The sequence below is a fragment of the Streptomyces sp. NPDC051243 genome, assembly GCF_044455405.1.
Classification (GTDB): domain Bacteria; phylum Actinomycetota; class Actinomycetes; order Streptomycetales; family Streptomycetaceae; genus Streptomyces.
In genome coordinates, this window is record NZ_JBITES010000025.1 from 14166 (window position 1) to 33087 (window position 18922).

At 69.9% G+C, this 18922-nt stretch carries 18 protein-coding genes; 12 read left to right on the plus strand and 6 right to left on the minus strand.

Going from position 1 to position 18922, the window contains the following annotated elements; all coding sequences use genetic code 11:
- Positions 1-22: 22 nt before the first annotated feature.
- Positions 23-1621 carry a family 20 glycosylhydrolase gene (locus ACIBAG_RS42680; protein WP_399113285.1) on the minus strand — a complete coding sequence of 533 codons (1599 nt, stop codon included), beginning with the start codon at positions 1619-1621 and terminating at the stop codon, positions 23-25.
- Positions 1622-1851: 230 nt separating this feature from the next.
- On the opposite strand from ACIBAG_RS42680, the gene ACIBAG_RS42685 reads away from it, so the two are divergent.
- The 10 genes from ACIBAG_RS42685 to ACIBAG_RS42730 all read left to right on the plus strand — a co-directional run bounded on the left by ACIBAG_RS42685 (position 1852) and on the right by ACIBAG_RS42730 (position 10081).
- Positions 1852-2391: a 2-oxo-4-hydroxy-4-carboxy-5-ureidoimidazoline decarboxylase gene (locus ACIBAG_RS42685; protein ID WP_399113287.1), complete on the plus strand. Its 540-nt coding sequence runs from the start codon at positions 1852-1854 to the stop codon at positions 2389-2391.
- A gap of 251 nt (positions 2392-2642) precedes the next feature.
- Complete coding sequence (gene sdhC, locus ACIBAG_RS42690; RefSeq protein WP_079056196.1) at positions 2643-3023, plus strand: succinate dehydrogenase, cytochrome b556 subunit; 381 nt, start codon at positions 2643-2645, stop codon at positions 3021-3023.
- A 5-nt stretch (positions 3024-3028) separates the two neighbouring features.
- Positions 3029-3511, plus strand: a complete 483-nt coding sequence (locus tag ACIBAG_RS42695) for a succinate dehydrogenase hydrophobic membrane anchor subunit (protein ID WP_398820704.1) — start codon at positions 3029-3031, stop codon at positions 3509-3511.
- A 22-nt stretch (positions 3512-3533) separates the two neighbouring features.
- Complete coding sequence (gene sdhA / locus ACIBAG_RS42700) at positions 3534-5288, plus strand: succinate dehydrogenase flavoprotein subunit (RefSeq protein ID WP_399113135.1); 1755 nt, start codon at positions 3534-3536, stop codon at positions 5286-5288.
- Positions 5288-6049 carry a succinate dehydrogenase iron-sulfur subunit gene (locus ACIBAG_RS42705; RefSeq protein ID WP_399113137.1) on the plus strand — a complete coding sequence of 254 codons (762 nt, stop codon included), beginning with the start codon at positions 5288-5290 and terminating at the stop codon, positions 6047-6049. Before sdhA ends, ACIBAG_RS42705 begins: the two co-directional genes overlap by 1 nt.
- A 438-nt stretch (positions 6050-6487) precedes the next feature.
- Positions 6488-6898 carry a VOC family protein gene (locus ACIBAG_RS42710; RefSeq protein ID WP_399113139.1) on the plus strand — a complete coding sequence of 137 codons (411 nt, stop codon included), beginning with the start codon at positions 6488-6490 and terminating at the stop codon, positions 6896-6898.
- A 118-nt stretch (positions 6899-7016) separates the two neighbouring features.
- On the plus strand, positions 7017-7424 hold the full coding sequence (locus ACIBAG_RS42715) for a hypothetical protein (protein WP_031477656.1): 408 nt from the start codon (positions 7017-7019) through the stop codon (positions 7422-7424).
- 58 nt (positions 7425-7482) lie between these two features.
- Positions 7483-8028 carry a DCC1-like thiol-disulfide oxidoreductase family protein gene (locus ACIBAG_RS42720; protein ID WP_399113289.1) on the plus strand — a complete coding sequence of 182 codons (546 nt, stop codon included), beginning with the start codon at positions 7483-7485 and terminating at the stop codon, positions 8026-8028.
- Positions 8029-8187: 159 nt separating this feature from the next.
- On the plus strand, positions 8188-9213 hold the full coding sequence (locus ACIBAG_RS42725) for a trypsin-like serine peptidase (RefSeq protein WP_399113141.1): 1026 nt from the start codon (positions 8188-8190) through the stop codon (positions 9211-9213).
- A gap of 37 nt (positions 9214-9250) precedes the next feature.
- Positions 9251-10081, plus strand: a complete 831-nt coding sequence (locus ACIBAG_RS42730) for a TetR/AcrR family transcriptional regulator (protein ID WP_399113142.1) — start codon at positions 9251-9253, stop codon at positions 10079-10081.
- Between the two features lie 18 nt (positions 10082-10099).
- On the opposite strand, the gene ACIBAG_RS42735 is transcribed toward ACIBAG_RS42730, so the two are convergent.
- Complete coding sequence (locus ACIBAG_RS42735) at positions 10100-12517, minus strand: MMPL family transporter (protein WP_399113291.1); 2418 nt, start codon at positions 12515-12517, stop codon at positions 10100-10102.
- A 166-nt stretch (positions 12518-12683) separates the two neighbouring features.
- On the opposite strand from ACIBAG_RS42735, the gene ACIBAG_RS42740 reads away from it, so the two are divergent.
- Positions 12684-13373 carry a response regulator transcription factor gene (locus tag ACIBAG_RS42740; RefSeq protein ID WP_399113144.1) on the plus strand — a complete coding sequence of 230 codons (690 nt, stop codon included), beginning with the start codon at positions 12684-12686 and terminating at the stop codon, positions 13371-13373.
- Positions 13374-13378: 5 nt separating this feature from the next.
- Positions 13379-14845: an ATP-binding protein gene (locus tag ACIBAG_RS42745; protein WP_399113146.1), complete on the plus strand. Its 1467-nt coding sequence runs from the start codon at positions 13379-13381 to the stop codon at positions 14843-14845.
- Between the two features lie 15 nt (positions 14846-14860).
- On the opposite strand, the gene ACIBAG_RS42750 is transcribed toward ACIBAG_RS42745, so the two are convergent.
- The 4 genes from ACIBAG_RS42750 to ACIBAG_RS42765 form a co-directional block, all read right to left on the minus strand.
- On the minus strand, positions 14861-15274 hold the full coding sequence (locus ACIBAG_RS42750; RefSeq protein ID WP_399113148.1) for an ATP-binding protein: 414 nt from the start codon (positions 15272-15274) through the stop codon (positions 14861-14863).
- 96 nt (positions 15275-15370) lie between these two features.
- Positions 15371-16930 (minus strand): ABC transporter substrate-binding protein, encoded by a 1560-nt coding sequence (locus ACIBAG_RS42755; protein ID WP_399113150.1) that lies wholly within the window; start codon positions 16928-16930, stop codon positions 15371-15373.
- A 264-nt stretch (positions 16931-17194) separates the two neighbouring features.
- On the minus strand, positions 17195-18622 hold the full coding sequence (locus tag ACIBAG_RS42760; RefSeq protein ID WP_399113152.1) for a metallophosphoesterase: 1428 nt from the start codon (positions 18620-18622) through the stop codon (positions 17195-17197).
- A gap of 57 nt (positions 18623-18679) precedes the next feature.
- Positions 18680-18919 carry an SCO4848 family membrane protein gene (locus ACIBAG_RS42765; RefSeq protein WP_031477638.1) on the minus strand — a complete coding sequence of 80 codons (240 nt, stop codon included), beginning with the start codon at positions 18917-18919 and terminating at the stop codon, positions 18680-18682.
- Positions 18920-18922: the final 3 nt, after the last annotated feature.

Here is an 18922-nt window from a genome sequence, read left to right on the forward strand (position 1 = left end):
CCCGTACGTCCACTGCGTAACCTCAGCCCAGCCGGTCGGCCAGCGCCTTGAAATCCGTCCAGGAGAGCGCGGGCCGGTCCGCGTCCCACAGTTTCTGGACCAGCGCCCGCAGCGGCATCCGGATCCCGGCGGCGACCTGGGCCTGGGTCTGCGAGTTCGCCAGATCGCACCACACCGCGAAGGAACCGCCGAGGATCTGGTCGTCGTACGCCTCCGACACGGCCACCGTCCCCCGCACCACCCGCGGCGTCCACTGCTCGTAGATCCGCTGCCCCGTCGGATAGACGAAGGTCTGCGGCTGGCCGAGCACGTAGTAGAGGAACTCGTCGTTGTAGTTGATCAGCTTCCGTCCGGCCCGCAGGTACTCCACCGGCACCCGCGCCCCGATCTCCTTGCCGGTCCAGTACGCCACCTGGATGTCCTTGTCCGGCTGGACGGAGGTGTTCCGGAAGAACCCGTCGTTCCACGCCCGCACCGTGCGGTCGTGGGCGCGAACGGTGGCGGCGCGGTCGTTCAGCCACCCGGTGGCCAGGTCGGCGACGCCGGCGCCGGAGCCGTGGGCCTGGCGGGCGGCGGTGGCGAGCTGCGGGTAGGAGGCCTCGGGGTTCGACACGACGAGGGCCTGGTACTCGTCGGCGCCGAGATGCCACTGGCCGCCCGGGAAGAGACCGGCGTACTCGTTCAGCAGGTCGTCGACGATCTCGGCGGACTCGGGCTTGGAGATGTCGATGGCACCCCGCGTGGCGACCCCGTTCACATTGCGCAGCTGCAGATCGGGGTGCGCGGCGATGACGGCCCCCAGATGCCCGGGCGAGTCGATCTCGGGCACGACGGTGATGTGCCGACTGGCCGCCAGCTCGACGATGTCCCTGACCTGGGCCTTGGTCAGATGCTGCGGCGAGACGACCTCGGGATGCGAGTCGGACTCGATCCGGAACCCTTGGTCATCGGAGAAGTGCAGCCCCAGCTGGTTGAACTTCAGGTCGCCGAGCTCCCGCACCCGGTCCTCGATCCAGTCGGCGGTGAAGTGCTTGCGGGCGATGTCGAGCATGAACCCGCGCACCGGCTTGGCGGGCTGGTCACGCACGACACCCTCCGGCGCCGCACCACCGCCCCGCACCTCCTGCTTGAGCGTCCGCGTCCCGTAGAAGACACCCGCCTCGCCGGGCGCGTCGATGGCGACCCGCCCGTCCCGCACGGTCATGGTGTACGACTCCGGGCCCGCGCCCTTGCCCTCGCTCAGCGCCAGCCGCACGTCCCCGGCCCGTGAGTCCTCCTTCTCGCCGGCATACGTCAGCCCCAGCTCACCGGCGACGAGCCGCCCCTCGTCGGCGAGCTTCGGGTCGGTCACGACGACGCGCTCCCCGCGCGCGGGACGCCAGCCGGGCCCCCGCGCGGCGGTGTGGGAGCTCACCGCCGGAATGGTCTGCGGAGCCGTGGAGAGCGGATACGACCGAGTGGGTGACGGAGTGGGCGCGGCCGGCTTCCTCGGTGCGGACGGTGAGGCGGCCTCGGAGGTCACCGGCGCCGACCGTCGCTGCTCGGACTCGCCCGGCCCTCCGTCGCCGCCCGTGGCCAGGAGCCCGAGGCTCACCCCGGCCGCGACCGTCACGACGACCATCGCGACGATCAGCACCCACGTCTGCTTCAGCGCCCTCTTCGCCGGTGACCGGCGCCTGTGCTTGTGCTGGCTCACTTCGTCAACCTAGCTCCGTGACCACGTTCGGGCGTCCACCACACGTTCCGAAACTCTCCCGTTCGGCTGAAATTCGGGCATCCGTCGGACACGTCACGCCCGCTCTCGATAACGTGGCGACCACTCCTTTCCCAAAATCCCCTGCCGAAACCCACGTGACGCCCACACACCTTCCTGGCCGAGTCGCCATGCGGTCACTCCCCGAGCAGACCCGCACTCCACCGTCCCCGAACGCGCTGGAGTCCTTCAACACCGCCCCGGCCGACGAGATCAGGCGCGCCCTGCTGGCCTGCCTGAACAGCCCACGCTGGGCCGACCGCATCGCGGACCACCGCCCGTATCCGGACGTGGACGCCCTTCTGGCGGCGTCGGACGAGGCGGCGTACGACTTGGCTCCGGAGGATCTGGCGGCCGCGCTGGCAGCAGAAACGTTGCCGGTGTTGCCGGACGGGATCTACGGAGCCGCCCACACGGCACTCAATGCCGCAAATGCCGCATACGAAGCGAAATTCGGGCATGTATTCATCATCTGCCTGGATGACCTGGCACCGGCGGAGGCCCTGGACCACGTACTGCACGCCATCCGGTCTCGATTGGCAAACGATCCGGACGACGAACGGGTCCTGACGGCGGAGGAACTCCGGCGCCTGGCAAAGGGACGGCTGGTTCGCGCCCTCAGGGGCGCGGGGCTGTAGTCGATCTGCGGCTACCGCCGCGCGGGCGCGACCAGCCCAAACGGCGCCGCACCCGGCAACCACCGGGACGCACCACCCCAATAGCCGCGCATCACCCATCCGCGTGCCACTTTGATCACATCCCCAGGACCCCCGCTGAGCCGCACAGCGACACGTGGATACGATGCTGGGGGCCGGTGGACCGTACCCGGCCGGGCCCGACCGACAGCACAAGCCGGCAGGCCCCGATCCCCGCTCCCGGAGGAACTTCCGTGCCGGCTGGAACGCTGTACCGCGGCCGGGAAGGAATGTGGTCCTGGGTGGCTCACCGAGTCACCGGCGTCCTCATTTTCTTCTTCCTGTTCGTTCACGTGCTGGACACCGCTCTCGTCCGTGTCTCTCCCGAGGACTACGACAAGGTCGTAGCCACGTACAAGACGCCGATCGTCGCGCTGCTGGAGTACGGCCTCGTCGCCGCCATCCTCTTCCATGCGCTCAACGGCCTGCGCGTCATCGCCGTCGACTTCTGGTCGAAGGGCCCGCGCTACCAGAAGCAGATGCTCTGGTCCGTCGTCGGCCTCTGGCTGGTGCTGATGCTCGGGGCGATCTACCCCGTTCTCGGCCACGCCGCTCAGGAACTGTTCGGGAGCTGACGCGTATGTCCACCACTGAGAAGACCGCCACCGGTATCGGCCCGGTCGAGGGCGAGTCCCTCTACAACGTCGACAACCCGGCCCCCTACATCGAGGCGCCGCGCAAGCGCACCAAGAAGACCCCGAAGTCCACCCGGGGCAACTTCGAGATGGCCGCCTGGCTGTTCATGCGCCTGTCCGGCATCGTGCTGGTCGTCCTGGTCATCGGCCACCTGCTCATCCAGCTCGTGCTGGACGGCGGCGTGTCGAAGATCGGCTTCGCCTTCGTGGCGGGCCGCTGGGCGAGCCCCTTCTGGCAGGTCTGGGACCTGCTGATGCTGTGGCTCGCGATGCTCCACGGCGCCAACGGCCTGCGCACGGTCATCAACGACTACGCGGAGCGCGCGAACACCCGGCTGTGGCTGAAGGGCCTGCTCTACACCGCCACGGTGTTCACCATCCTGCTGGGCACGCTGGTGATCTTCACCTTCGACCCGAACATCCGCTAGGCACGGGGCTGAGGTACTCCTGATGAAGATCCACAAGTACGACACCGTCATCGTCGGCGCCGGTGGCGCGGGCATGCGCGCGGCCATCGAGTCCACGAAGCGCAGCCGCACCGCCGTGCTGACCAAGCTCTACCCCACCCGCTCCCACACGGGCGCCGCGCAGGGCGGCATGGCCGCCGCGCTGGCCAACGTGGAGGAGGACAACTGGGAGTGGCACACCTTCGACACGGTCAAGGGCGGTGACTACCTGGTCGACCAGGACGCCGCCGAGATCCTGGCGAAGGAGGCCATCGACTCCGTCCTCGACCTGGAGAAGATGGGCCTGCCGTTCAACCGCACCCCGAACGGCACGATCGACCAGCGCCGCTTCGGCGGTCACAGCCGTAACCACGGCGAGGCCCCGGTGCGCCGCTCCTGCTACGCGGCCGACCGCACCGGCCACATGATCCTCCAGACGCTGTACCAGAACTGCGTCAAGGAGGGCGTGGAGTTCTTCAACGAGTTCTACGTCCTGGACCAGCTGATCACCGAGGTGGACGGCGTCAAGAAGTCCGCCGGTGTGGTCGCGTACGAGCTGGCGACCGGCGAGATCCACGTCTTCCAGGCGAAGGCCGTGATCTACGCGTCCGGCGGCTGCGGCAAGTTCTTCAAGGTGACGTCCAACGCGCACACGCTGACGGGCGACGGCCAGGCGGCGGTCTACCGCCGTGGCCTTCCGCTGGAGGACATGGAGTTCTTCCAGTTCCACCCGACCGGCATCTGGCGCATGGGCATCCTGCTGACGGAGGGCGCCCGTGGTGAGGGCGGCATCCTCCGCAACAAGGACGGCGAGCGCTTCATGGAGAAGTACGCGCCGGTCATGAAGGACCTCGCGTCCCGTGACGTCGTCTCGCGTTCCATCTACACGGAGATCCGCGAGGGCCGCGGCTGCGGTCCCGAGGGCGACCACGTCTACCTCGACCTCACGCACCTCCCGCCGGAGCAGCTGGACGCCAAGCTGCCCGACATCACCGAGTTCGCCCGTACGTACCTCGGCATCGAGCCGTACACGGACCCGATCCCGATCCAGCCGACGGCCCACTACGCGATGGGCGGCATCCCGACGAACGTCGAGGGTGAGGTCCTGGCGGACAACACCACGGTGGTCCCGGGCCTGTACGCGGCCGGCGAGGTCGCCTGCGTGTCCGTCCACGGAGCGAACCGTCTCGGCACCAACTCGCTGCTGGACATCAACGTGTTCGGCCGCCGGGCGGGCATCGCGGCGGCGGAGTACAGCCAGAAGGCGGACTTCGTCGAGCTGCCGGAGAACCCGGCGCAGCTGGTGATCGAGCAGGTCGAGAAGCTGCGTACGTCCACCGGCACCGAGCGCGTGGCGACGCTCCGCAAGGAGCTGCAGGAGACCATGGACGCCAACGTCATGGTGTTCCGCACGGAGCAGACGATCAAGACGGCGGTCGAGAAGATCGCGGAGCTGCGCGAGCGCTACAAGAACGTCTCGATCCAGGACAAGGGCAAGCGGTTCAACACGGACCTGCTGGAGGCCATCGAGCTCGGCAACCTGCTCGACCTCGCCGAGGTCATGGCCGTCTCCGCGCTGGCCCGCAAGGAGTCCCGCGGCGGCCACTACCGCGAGGACTACCCGAACCGCGACGACGTCAACTTCATGCGCCACACCATGGCGTACCGCGAGGTGGGCGACGACGGCACCGAGACCGTGCGCCTGGACTACAAGCCGGTCGTCCAGACCCGCTACCAGCCGATGGAGCGTAAGTACTGATGGCAACCCCCGTTATGGACAAGGCCGAGGCTCAGTCCGCGGACTCCCCGTACATCACGGTCACGTTCCGGGTCCGCCGCTTCAACCCGGAAGTCTCCGCAGAGGCTGTGTGGGAAGACTTCCAGCTGGAGATCGACCCGAAGGAGCGCGTCCTCGACGGCCTCCACAAGATCAAGTGGGACCTGGACGGCACGCTGACCTTCCGCCGCTCCTGCGCCCACGGCATCTGCGGCTCGGACGCGATGAGGATCAACGGCAAGAACCGCCTTGCCTGCAAGACCCTCATCAAGGACATCAACCCCGAGAAGCCGATCACGGTCGAGCCCATCAAGGGCCTGACGGTCCTGAAGGACCTCGTGGTCGACATGGAGCCGTTCTTCCAGGCGTACCGGGACGTCATGCCCTTCCTCATCACGAAGGACACGAACGAACCGACCCGCGAGCGGCTGCAGTCGGCCGAGGACCGCGAGCGCTTCGACGACACGACGAAGTGCATCCTGTGCGCGGCCTGCACGTCCTCGTGCCCGGTCTTCTGGAACGACGGCCAGTACTTCGGCCCGGCCGCCATCGTCAACGCGCACCGCTTCATCTTCGACTCGCGTGACGAGGCAGGCGAGCAGCGCCTGGAGATCCTCAACGACAAGGACGGCGTCTGGCGCTGCCGCACGACGTTCAACTGCACGGACGCCTGCCCGCGCGGTATCGAGGTCACGAAGGCGATCGCCGAGGTGAAGAAGGCGCTGATCACGCGCCGGTTCTGACGGGACACCAGAGGCGCTTCGAGGGGCCGCTCCTTCCACCGGTGGAAGGAGCGGCCCCTCGGCATGAGCTGATCCGGTCCTGGTTGCGTCCGCCCCTTTCACCTTCCCGGCCTTCGACAAGCTGAAGCTGGGCTGGCAGTTGCACCAGGCCGACCCGACACCGTCGTCGTACGGCATCCGGCTGGACGACATCGCAGTCGGCGTACGGAGGGTCGGCGGCTGCGCCTCCTGAGGTCGACCGAGGCCCTCGGCCGGCCCTGTTCACAGCCGGCTCAGGAACGTGGGGTCCGTGATCTTCGTGCCGCCGGCCGCATCGAGCCCGCCGCCGGATCAACTCGCGCGCGCTGAGCCGCTCGTCGGCGATTCCCATGACGACGACAGTACGAGCCACCACTGACAATCACCGGTTCCGGCCGATCATCCCCTTACTCTGACGGTATGTCAGATGAAGAGTCGTACGAGCTGCTCGGGTTCGACAACGTGCTGCTGCCGGTCGGCGACCTCGGCGAGGCCGTCCGGTTCTACGAGCGTGCCGGATTCGCGGTCGGGTTCCGGCTCGACGAGGCCGGGATCGCGCTGCTGAAGGTCGGGGGCGAGATGCCCGGGATCCTGCTGCGGCACGAGGAGACGCTGGCGCACCGGCAGCCCCCCTGGCTGCACCCGCGGGTGTGGCTGGAGGTGCCGGACGCGCGGGCCGCCGCGCGGGTGCTGGCCGGGGCGGGCATCGTGCCGCTCGACGAGCCCTTCTCCGTGACCACCGGCTGGACCGTCGAGATCGCCGACCCCTGGGGGAACGTCATCGGGTTCACGGACTACTCCAAGCGGCGGGAGCTCGGCCGCAGGCCGTGACGCCGGCTCCGGCGCGGACGTGACGGAGGCCTCACCCGATTGAGTTGAACATGTTCAAAGGCGGGGCCTACAGTCATCCCTGTCAGCGTTTTGAACGCGTTCAAGAAGGGGGCAGGCCATGGACCGCACGGTCATCGCCTACGTCATCTACCTGGTCGTCAGCATCGCCCTCACCGTCTGGGTGGCCCGCACACTCAGCCGCAACGGACGGATCTTCCTCGCCGACGTCCTGCGCGGGAACGAGAAGCTCGCGGACGCCGTGAACCACCTTCTGGTGGTCGGCTTCTACCTCGTCAACCTCGGCTTCGTCGCGCTGTACCTGGGCGACGACGACACCGTCGTCGACGCACGCGGGGTCTTCGAGGCCCTGTCGACCAAGCTCGGCGTGGTGCTGCTGGTGCTCGGCGTGATGCACCTCGGCAACGTCTACGTCCTCAACAAGATCCGGCGGCGTGGGGTGATGGAGCGGGAGCAGGTGCCTCCGGTCGCCCCGCAGAACTGGGTCGCCCCGTCGGCCGGGGCGTGACCCCGTGACCGGCAGGACGGACGCCGTCACGACCGGCGGGCACGGCGCCAAGAGCCCCGTGCCCGCCGGGGCACACACCCCGAGCCCCCGGCCCGCCACCCCGGTCCACCGGCTGACGGTCCTCTACGACGCCGGGTGCTCGGTGTGCACCTTCGTGCGCGACTGGCTCGTGAAGCAGCCCAAGCTGGTGCCGCTGGAGCTGGTGCCGGCCGGATCCGAGGAGGCCCGCCGGCGCCACCCCGACCTCGACCACGGCGCCACGCTCGACGAGATCACCGTCGTCGGTGACGCCGGGCAGGTGTACCGGGGTTCCGCCGCCTGGATCGTCACCCTGTGGGCCCTGCGTGAGCACCGGCCGCTGGCCCATCGCCTCAGCACTCCGTCGGGGGCGCGGCTCGCCAAGGGGGCCGCGCTCGCCGCCGCCAAGTGGCGCGGGGCGCCGTGGCCACAGGGGGTGCAGGAGACACGGAGGGGCGGGGCCCAGTGGGGCGGGCGGGTCTATCGGAGCTCGGAGGGGTGGTCGTACGACCCGAGTCGGGGCTGGACGTACAACCCGCCGGGCTGCGACGCGGACACATGCGCCACGCAGCCCGATCCCTCCTGAATGCCCCGCTTTCCGACTCCGTTTTGGCATGCGCCCTTCCAAAACGGTGCTCGGGTTGGCACGCTGCCTCCCGGTTCTCCACTCCGCACTCGCACCGACTGTCTGTCAGCCGGGCGGCCCACCCGGTCGCCCGGTCCCCCCATCGCAGAAGGAGTACGCGTGAGAGGCATACCCGCCGTCACCCGGATACCCCGTCCCTTCCTCGGCGCTCTGGTCGGCGTCACCGCGCTGCTCACCGCCGGTGCCCTGGCCACTCCCGCGGGCGCCGCTCCGAAGCCCGTCACGGCGAACGGCGTCAGCCCGTTCTCGGCCGGCGCGCAGCAGCAGGCCCGCGACTTCTGGACAGCGGAACGGATGCGCGAGGCCACCCCGCTCGACCTGGTGAGCGTCAACGGCCGGATCGACGGCGGCTCGGCACCCCTCAAGGGCACGGCGACCACCGTCGCGCCCACCGCACCGGCCGCGAAGGTCGGCAAGGCCGCCGCCGACATCGGTCTGATGGCCTTCCCGAACAGCGGCGGTCAGTGGACCGGCGGCGGTGCCGTCGTCTCCACGGCGGGCCGTGTGTTCTTCACCTACCAGGGACGTACGGCGTCCTGTTCCGGCAACGCCGTCACCAGCGCCAACAAGAGCACCGTCATCACGGCCGGCCACTGCGTGAAGCTGGAGGGCGCCTGGCACACCAACTGGGTCTTCGTGCCCGGCTACCACGACGGGCAGGCCCCCTACGGCCGCTGGACCGCGTCGAAGACGCTGTCCACACCGCAGTGGACGGCGAGCGAGGACATCAACTACGACGTCGGCGCGGCCGTCGTCGCCCCGCTGGACGGCAAGCTGCTGACGGACGTCGTCGGCGGGCAGGGGCTGGCCTTCAACACCGGCTACAACCTGCGCATGTACGCCTTCGGCTTCCCGGCCGCCGCCCCGTACGACGGCGAGAAGTTCATCTACTGCAGCGGCAACACCAACCGCGACTTCCTGCTCTCCAACGACCACGGGATGAACTGCAACATGACCGGTGGGTCCAGCGGTGGCCCCTGGTTCACGCAGTTCAACGAGTCCACGGGCACCGGCCTGCTGTCCTCGGTGAACAGCTTCAAGTACAACTTCCTGCCGAACCGGATGTACGGCCCGTACTTCGGCGCCGACGCCCAGAACCTGTACCAGACGGCACAGGCCTCCTGACGCTGGGCGGAAAAGGCACTCGTTAGGCTCTGGTTCCGTGTCCTCGAAGAACGACAGCCCTGAACAGGGCGATGCGCCCAGCAAGTCCGAGCAGACCCGCGCGCTGATCCTGGAAACCGCCATGCGGCTGTTCCAGGAGCGGGGCTACGACAAGACGACGATGCGGGCGATCGCCCAGGAGGCCGGGGTCTCCGTCGGAAACGCGTACTACTACTTCGCGGGCAAGGAACACCTGATCCAGGGCTTCTACGACCGGATCGCCGCCGAGCACCAGGCGGCGGTCCGGGAGGTCCTGGCCCGTGAGACCGATCTGGAGGCGCGGCTCGCGGGCGTGCTGAAGGTGTGGCTGGACATCGCCACGCCGTACCACGAGTTCGCGGTGCAGTTCTTCAAGAACGCCGCCGATCCCGACAGCCCGCTCAGCCCCTTCTCGCCCGAGTCGGAGCACGCGCGCGTGGAGGCCATCAGCGTCCATCGGCAGGTGCTGGCGGGCGCGACGAAGACCAAGGTGCCCGAGGAGCTCCGGGACGTGCTGCCGGAGTTGATGTGGCTGTCCCAGATGGGGCTCGTCCTGTACTGGGTCTTCGACCGGACCGAGGGCCGCGAGCGCAGCTACCGGCTCGCCGAACGGGGTGCCCGGCTGACCGCGCGGGGTGTCTCGCTGGCGAGGTTCCGGGTGCTGCGGCCGTTGGTGCGCGAGGTGCACGAGCTGTTCACGGACTTCCTGCCGGGGATGACGAACGCCATTCCGGATCCGGCCAAGAAGAAGGCGGAGAAAACGGAGAAGGGGGAGAAGGGGGAGAAGGTCGGGAAAGGGGACAGGGGCGCCACCGGCAAGGGGGCGCCCGCTGAGCACGAGCGCCCCTGAGACCTCCTGCGCCGACGCTCAGTTGACGGCGTCCACCTCCCCCTCGGCCAGCTCCACGTCGTACACCAGCGGCCCGTCCGCCACGACCACCTGCCCCGCCCGGGAGCCGTACGACTCGGCCGTCGTCGCCAGCAGATACGTCCCCGGAGCCGGCACCGAGACGATGTACGAGCCGTCGGCCAGGGACGTCACCCGGTCCAGCTGACGGCCGCCCTTCGTCAGCAGCGTCACGGACGCGCCGTCGACCGGCTCACCGTCGGCGGTGCGGATGAAGCCGTGGACGACCGAGGAGCTGCCCGCCACGACCGGTCCCTCCTCGGCGTCCACCACCGCCGTCTCCTCCTTCGGCTCGACCGCGAGATGCGGCAGCCGCTTCTCCAGCCAGTCCGGCAGCCACCAGTTGACCTTGCCGAGCATGTGCATCGCGGCCGGCACCAGGGCCGTACGCAGGATGAAGGCGTCCAGGGCGACTGCGGCCGCCAGACCGATGCCCGCCATCGCGCCCTCCATGTCGCCGCTCAGCACGAACGCGCTGAACACACAGATCATGATCAGGGCGGCCGAGTTGATGACCCGGCTGGTCTCCGCGAGACCGACGCGCACCGCGCGCGCGTTGTCCTTCGTGTGCACCCACTCCTCGTGCATGCGGCTCACCAGGAACACCTGGTAGTCCATGGAGAGGCCGAACAGCAGGGACAGCATGATGACCGGCAGGAAGGACGTGATCGGGCCCTCCTTGCCCACGCCGATCAGCTCCGTCCCCCAGCCCCACTGGAAGATCGCCACCAGGACGCCGAACGACGCGGCGGCCGCGATGAGGTTCATCAGCGCGGCGGTCAGCGGCACCACCAGCGAGCGGAAGGCGACCAGGAGGAGCAGGAAGCCGAGCGCGATGATCGTCGCGATGAAGTAGGGCAGGCGTTCGCCGGTCACGGAGGCGAAGTCCTTGAAGACCGCCGTCACGCCGCCCACATGGGCCTCGGTGCCCGACTGCGGGATCACGTCGTCGCGCAGGCGGTCGATCAGCCGGTCGGTCTGCTCGGCCTGGGGTGATGTCGTCGGTACGACCTGGATGACCGTGACGCCGTTCGCGGGCGGGACGGCGGCCACCTGGGCGACGCCCTCGGTCGACCTGATCTCGTTCACCAGGCCGGCGGGGGCGTCGCCCTCGACGACCACCTGCAGCGGGCCGTTGAATCCGGGTCCGAAGCCTTCGGCGAGCAGGTCGTAGGCCTGACGGGTGGTGGTCGACTCCTGGTGGTTGCCCTGGTCGGTGGCGCCGAGGCGGAGCGACAGCACGGGGATCGCGAGGACCGCCATGACGACGACGGCCAGCGCGGCGACCGGGCGCGGGCGCTTTTGGACGTACGACGACCAGCGCGCCGCGAGACCGCTCGTCTCCTCCGGCTCCGGTCCCGCCGCGGCGAGCCGGCGCCGCTGCCGGCGGCTGAGGACCCGCATGCCGAGCAGGCCCAGGAGGGCGGGCAGCAGGGTGATCGCGGCCAGCACGCTCAGGACGACCGTGAGCGAGGTCGCGACGACCACGCCGTCCAGGAACCGCATGTTCATCACCAGCATGCCGGCGAGCGCGATGCAGACCGTGCCGCCCGCGAACAGCACCGCCCGGCCGGAGGTGTTGAGGGCCGTCACGGCCGCCTCCTCCGGCTTCATGCCGCGCAGGATCCCGCGCCGGTGCCGGGTGACGATGAACAGGGCGTAGTCGATGCCGACGCCCAGACCGATCAGCGAGCCGAGCAGCGGGGCCACTTCGGGCACGTCCGTGACATGGCTGAGCAGCATCGTCCCGATCAGGCCGGTGCCGACGCCGGCGATGGCCACGACGATCGGCAGCAGCATCGCGAACAGCGAGCCGAAGGCGAGGAACAGCACGATCGCCGCCGCGAGGATGCCGACGGCCTCCGCGATGCCCTGCGGCGGCTCCTGCGTGCGGGCGATGGCCTGGCCGCCCAGCTCGACCTGGAGTCCGCCCTGTTCCGCGGCCTGCGCCGTGTCGACGACGTCCTCGATCAGCTCCGTGGGGATGGCGTTCGCCTGATCGGTGAAGGTGATCTGGGCGTAGGCGATCCGCCCGTCCCGGCTGATCTGCGCGGCTCCCTGGGCCGCGTACGGGTCGGTGACCTCACCGACCCCCTTCATCCGCCCGATATCCTGAAGCGCGGGCGCGATCCGGGACCGTACGGACTCGTCCCGTACGGAGCCCTCGTCCACCTTCCACACCACCGTGTCGGTGTCGCCCGCGCGCTCCGGGAAGGCCTTCTCCATCAGGTCGTACGCGGTCGCGGAGTCCGTGTCGGGGAGGGAGAAGACGTTCGCGTAGTTCGTGCCGGCGGCCGAACTCGCCGCGCCCAGGCCGAACAGTGCCCCCACCCACAGCAACAGGACCACCAGCCGGTGCCGATAGCACCACCGTGCCAATGCAGCCACGCTCAACGCTCCTTATTCGGTTTCGGTCGGTCCCCCAGGTCCTGGGCAACAGGATCGGCGGCGGCACGCGCGCGTGGCGGGCGACGGCCATGACTCTCAAGGAACTCCAAAGCGGCCGGCCCACCCGGTTGTCAGTGGCCCCGCCGATACTGGGGGCATGACGACGGCTTCAGGCACCGTGCTGGTGGTGGAGGACGAGGAGTCCATCGCGGACGTCCTCGCCATCGCCCTGCGCTACCACAGCTTCGAGGTCATGGTCGCGGGCACCGTCCGCGAGGCGCTCTCCCTCGCCGAGCGCACCAGGCCCGACGTCGCGCTGCTCGACGTCATGCTCCCGGACGGCGACGGCCGGGCCCTCGGCCGTGAACTGCGCGAGCGCCGCCCCGACCTGGCGCTCGTCTTCCTCACCGCGCGCGACTCGCCCGCCGAGATCGTCGGTGCCCTCGGCTTCGGCGACGACTACATCACCAAGCCGTTCAACATCGACGAGGTCGTGGCGAGGATCACGGCGGTGCTGCGCCGCACCCGGCCGGCCGACGTGCTGCCGCAGCAGCCGCCGCTGCGGTACGGCGATCTGGAGCTGGACGAGACGACGTACTCGGTGCGCCGCGCGGGCCGCACCGTCGAGCTCACCCCGACCGAGTACGCCCTGCTGCGCTTCCTGGTGCGCAACGGCGGCCGGATCGTGCCCAAGGAGCAACTCCTGCGCCATGTCTGGCAGTACGAGCACACGCCGCCCGAGTCGACCGTCGTGGAGACCTACATCAGCTATCTGCGACGCAAACTGGACGCCCTGGGACCGCCGGTGATCACCACCCGGCGGGGCGTCGGATACGGGCTGGCATGAGGGCCTTGAGGATCCTCGAGGGGTTTCAGCGCCGGCGCGGCATCCACTCACTGCGCGGCAAGCTGACGCTGGCGAACGTGGCGCTGCTGGCCGTCGGCATCGTCGTCGCGACCGCGGTCAGCCTGATGACCGCGCGGTTCTATCTGCTCGACAAGGTCGACAGCGAACTGAAGAACGCGCGCACGACACTGCGGAACGCCGGGTTCACGCTGCGGCAGATCGAGTCGCTGAGCGAACTGGGCATAGCCCTGGACAAGTTCAACGGCGACGGAGCCACGGACACGGATCCGCTGCCGAGCCCGACCATGGTGTACGTCGCGGTCGACTCCGCCGGACGGCCGGCGGCCCTCGGCCCGCTGGAGCCCACACCGCGCCAGCACGCGCTCGCCGCCGCCACGAGCGACCCGGTCGCCCTCGCCGCCGACGAGGAGCCGCGGGACGTACGGGTCGAGGGCGACCGCTACCGGATGGCCGGCGCGCGGCTGGCGGACGGCACCGTCGTGCTGATCGCCATGCCGACCGAGGGCCTGCACGAGGGCATGGGCAAGGCCCTGAGGATGGACCTGGCCGTCGGCACCCTGCTGCTGGCGCTGCTCGGCTGGATGACCATGATCGGCGTGCGCCGCCGGATGCGGCCGCTGGAGGACATGGTGGAGACGTCGTCGGCGATCGCCGAGGGCGATCTGACCCGGCGCGTCCCCTCCAGCCGCGACCCCACCCTGGAGGTCGAGCAGCTCCGGGTCGCCCTCAACTCCATGCTCCACCAGGTGGAGTCGGCGTACCGCACGCGCGAGCGCAGCGCGGCCCAGCTGCGCCGCTTCGTCGGCGACGCCTCGCACGAGCTGCGCACCCCGCTGTCCGCGATACGCGGCTACCTCCAGCTGTACGACAAGGGGATGCTGACGGAACCGGCCGAGCGCAAGCGGGCCTGGGACCGGATGAACGGCGAGGTCGACCGCATGGGGCGCCTCGTCGACGAACTGCTCACCCTCGCCCGCCTCGACCAGCGGCCCGAACTGCGCTTCAGAAACGTCGACTTGAGCCGCCTGGTGCGTGACGCCGCCGAGGATCTGCGGGCACAGCAGCCGGAGCGGCCCATCACGGTCGGCGCGGACGGCACGCTGCTCGTGCGGGCCGACGAGTCGGGTCTGCGCCAGGTCCTGGGCAACCTGCTGAGCAACGTCCGCACGCACACGCCCGCCGACGTGCCGGTGCGGCTCGGGGTGGAGCGCGCGGACGGCGTCGTACGGCTGTGTGTCGAGGACAAGGGGCCGGGGCTGTGCGAGGAGGACGCGGCGCGCGTCTTCGACCGGTTCTTCCGGGCCGGCGGGGGCGCGGGCAGCGGGCTGGGGATGGCGATCGTGCAGGGGGTGGTGGAGGCGCACGGCGGGGACGTCACGGTGCGGACGGCTCCGGGTGAAGGGCTGGCGGTGACGGTGACACTGCCGGCCGGGACGCCTTCACGGTCATAACCACCTCACGGCCGCTCAGTTGTCGGCCGCGGCGTTGGCGAGTATCAGCGCCCAGACCGTCTTCCCATGGCGCCCCCGGCTCCACACCCCCCACGCCGCGGCCAGGTGTTCCACCAGGTGCAGGCCGCGGCCGGCCTCCTCCCACTCCTCCACCACCCGTAACCGGGGCTCCAGCCGACCCTCGTCCGACACCTCGATCAGGCAGGAACCGTCGGCGAGCGCGGTCACGGCGACCTCGAACTCGCGCTCCAGGAGAGGGCCGTGGCGTACGACGTTGGTGGCCAGCTCCGAGACGAGCAGCACCGCGTCCTCCAGTGCCGGATCCCGCGGTCCGTGCCCCCAGTCGGCCAGGTGGTCCCGGACCCGGCGCCGGGCGAGTCCGACCGACGCCGGGTGCCGGGGCAGCCGAAAGGCGTTGCGTCTCAACACGTTTGCTCCTCACCCCGCGCACACCTCCGTCACATGGTGCAGCGCCGAGTGGCACCCTGGCACCACCGCATGGACTGTCAAGGCCGCGAGATCGCGTCAGATCCAGTTGAGACGCCAGAGGCGGAAGACACCCGTGCCGTCGGACAGGTACTGGCCACCGCCGACGTTCTCGCTGGTGACGACGTACTCCTTGGCCTGCCACAGCGGGATGACGGGGACATCGCGGGCGACGGCCTCCTGCACCGAGCGGAAGTCCCGCGTGGCCTCACTGCGGTCGGCGTACTGCTGGCTGGCCGTGATCAGCCGGTCCACCGTTCGGTTGCGGTAGCCGGTGCTCATGGTTCCGTTGCTGCCGACGAGCGGGCCGCCGTAGGTGTCCGGGTCGGGGAAGTCGGCGACCCAGCCGACGGCGTACGCGTCGAGCTTGCCGCCCGCCCAGCGCTTCTGGAAGTCGGTCCACTCGTAGCCCTTGACCGTCACCTTGAACAGCCCGCCGGCCTCCAACTGCCGCTTCACCTCGGCGGCTTCCTCGGCGCTCGCGGCGCCCCGGCCGGTGGCGTAGCCGTAGGTGAGGCGGACGGGCAGGCTGGCGCCGGCGGCGGTGAGCAGCGCGCGCGCCTTGGCGGTGCTGAGCTGGGGATAGCTGTCGAAGAACGATGTCGTGTGGCCGGTGATGCCGGTCGGGATCAGTGAGTACAGCGGGTCGACGGTGCCCTTGTACACCGTGGCCGCCAGCTTGTCGCGGTCGATCAGCCAGGCCATCGCCCGGCGGACGCGGGTGTCGTGCAGGGGCGAGCCCTCGCGGGTGTTGAGGTACAGGTTGCGGATCTCGGCGCTGTCGGCCACGGAGACTCGCTGGCCGGGGTCGGCGGCGTTCAGGCCGGCGAGGACCTCGGGCGGCAGCGTGCGCGTGGCGACGTCGATCCGCTTCTCCTTCCAGGCGCCGGCCAGGGCGTCGGAGTCCGGGTAGTAGCGCAGTTCGACGGGGCGGCCGGTGCCGTCGAGGGCGCCCCGGTAGTGCGAGTTGGGAGCGAGGACGGCCTTCTTGTCCCTCGTGTACGTGGTCAGGGTGTACGGGCCGGTGCCGTCGACAGCGTTGTCAGTGCGCAGCGCGTCCGCCGGGTACTTCTCACGGTCGACGATGGAGCCCGCCCCGGTGGCCACCTTGAGCGGGAACGTGGCGTCGGGCGACGACAGCCGGAAGGTGACCGTACGGCCGCTCGCAGTCACCGAGCCGAGCGTGTCCAGCAGGGAGGACGGGCCGACGTTCGACTTGATCCGCTTGACCCGGTCGAAGGAGTACTTGACGTCCTGCGCGGTCATGACGCGGCCGCTCGGGAAGGTGAGGCCGTCGCGCAGCTCGCAGCGGTAGGTGCTCAGGTCGGTGCCGACGAATCCGCAGTTCTCCGCCGCGTCCGGCACGGGTGTGACGCCGCCCGGTTCGAAGGTCAGCAGTGACTGGAACACGTTGTTGAACAGCGCCCAGGACCCGGCGTCGTAGGCTCCGGCCGGGTCGAGCGACGTGACGGCGTCCGTCGTGCCGACCGTGATGGTCCTGTTCTGGTCGTCCCGCGACGGCAGCAACTGCCAGCCGCCCACTCCCACGGCCGCCAGCACGAGCAGCGTCGCGAGAATCCGCATGCGAACCGAACGCATGGGTGCCCTCTCCCCAGGCCCTCGACGGGCCCCCGCATGAGCAATGGATTGCGCCACTCCCCTTGGTGGCGCGCACACCTAATCACAGGCGTTTCAGCGGGGGGAAGGGAATTCTGGTGACATGGGAAAGAACTTACCTACGGGCGTTTCCAGCGGGTTTCACAGGCTGTTCACAGAAAGGGGGCCTGTGGCCGTACGGCCGTTCGGGGCGGGCGTCGGGGTCGGCATCGGGCCGACGCCCGGGCGGGCTTCGGGGCCCGCTCGTCAGGCCTGACGGGACGCCAGCTCGATCACCGTGATGTCCGACGGGGCGCCCACGCGCGTCGGCGGTCCCCAGGCTCCCGCGCCCCGGCTGACATACAACTGGGTGTCGCCGTAGCGCTCCAGGCCGGCCAGGGTCGGGTTCGCCAGGTCGGCGATCAGGTTGCCGGGCCACAGCTGGCCGCCGTGGGTGTGGCCGGAGAGCTGGAGGTCGACGCCGTGGTCGACGGCGTCATGGATCTGGACCGGCTGGTGGGCGAGGAGCACGCACGCGCGTGCTCTGTCCCGGTCGCCGAGGGCCTTGGCGAAGTCGGGGCCCTGGCCCTCGCTCTCGCCCGCGACGTCGTTGACACCGGCCAGGTCGAAGTGGGGCAGTTCGGTGCGGGCGTTCTCCAGCGGACGCAGGCCAAGGCGGCGTACCTCCTCGACCCACTGCTCGGCCCCCGAGAAGTACTCGTGGTTGCCGGTGACGAAGAACGCCCCCTGTCTGGCGCGGAGTCGGGCGAGCGGGGCCGCCGCCGGGCCGAGGTCCTTCACGCTGCCGTCCACCAGGTCGCCGACCACCGCGATGAGGTCGGGCTGGGTGCCGTTGATCGTGTCGACGACCTTCTGGGCGAAGCCGCGGCCGAGAACGGGCCCCAGGTGGACGTCGCTGACGACCGCGATGCGGTAACCGTGCGCCGCGCGCGGGAGCTTGGCCAGCGGGACGGTGACCCGCTTCACCTTCGGGCCGCGCAGGACGCCGTAGGTGCCGTAGCCGACCGTGCCGACGGCGGCGGTGGCGACGGCGCCGGCGACGACTCGGGAGACGAAGAGGCGGCGGGTGGGGGTGGCGAGGGGGCGGGACGGGTCGGTGGAGCCGGGGCTGGGGGCGGGGGAGGCGGTGGGGGCCGGGGTGGGCTTGGTGGACGACGTCTCGTCGGGCGTGGTCGGGAGCGTCTGGTTCTCGGTCGGCTCGGTGGCGGGCGACGTGGCGGTAGTCGTGGCAGTAGTCGTGGTGGCAGTCGTGGTGGTCGACGCGACGGAGGCCCCGGCGGCGGGTGTGGCCACCGTCACTCCCGCCGGTACCGGATCCGGCTCCGGCTCCCGTACGGCTTCCTCGGCACGCGTCCGCCGCTCGAGCCGGCGCCGCAGCAGCGGCCGTACGAGTTCACCCGCCAGCACACCCAGCAGCAGGTATATCGACAGGGCCAGCCACAGGAAGCCCGGCCATGCCAGGACCTGCTGGAGCCGGAAGGGGGCGCCCGCGCGTTCGGCGACGAAGGCCCCGACCGTCAGCGCCCAGCCACCGGCGATCACCACCACACCCGCCCGGCGCACGAACCCGGGCCCGCGCGTGGTGTCGCGGAACAGACGACGCCACACCCACCAGTTGCCCGCCACCAGGACGGACAGCACGAGCAGTGCGACAAGCGCGAAGACGATGACCACGCCGACGTTCCCTTTCCCTTGCGTGCTGAGTGAACGTCCCGGGTCGTGGCCGAGTTCCTATGGCGTCCGGCGCAGTGCGCGCACTCCACGCAACCCGATGACCCCGATGACCGTCCCCAATACGAAGGAGACGACAGCCAGCAGCAGATGCACCCAGAAGTACGCCGTCGGGTGACCGTCGTCGAAGGCGAGCCCGCTGCTGTCCTTGATCAGGTTTTTGACGAAAGTGACCCAGATGACCCAGCTCCACACCCCGAAGGCGAGCAGGAACCAGGAGACGGGGCGGCTGAGCTTCATGAG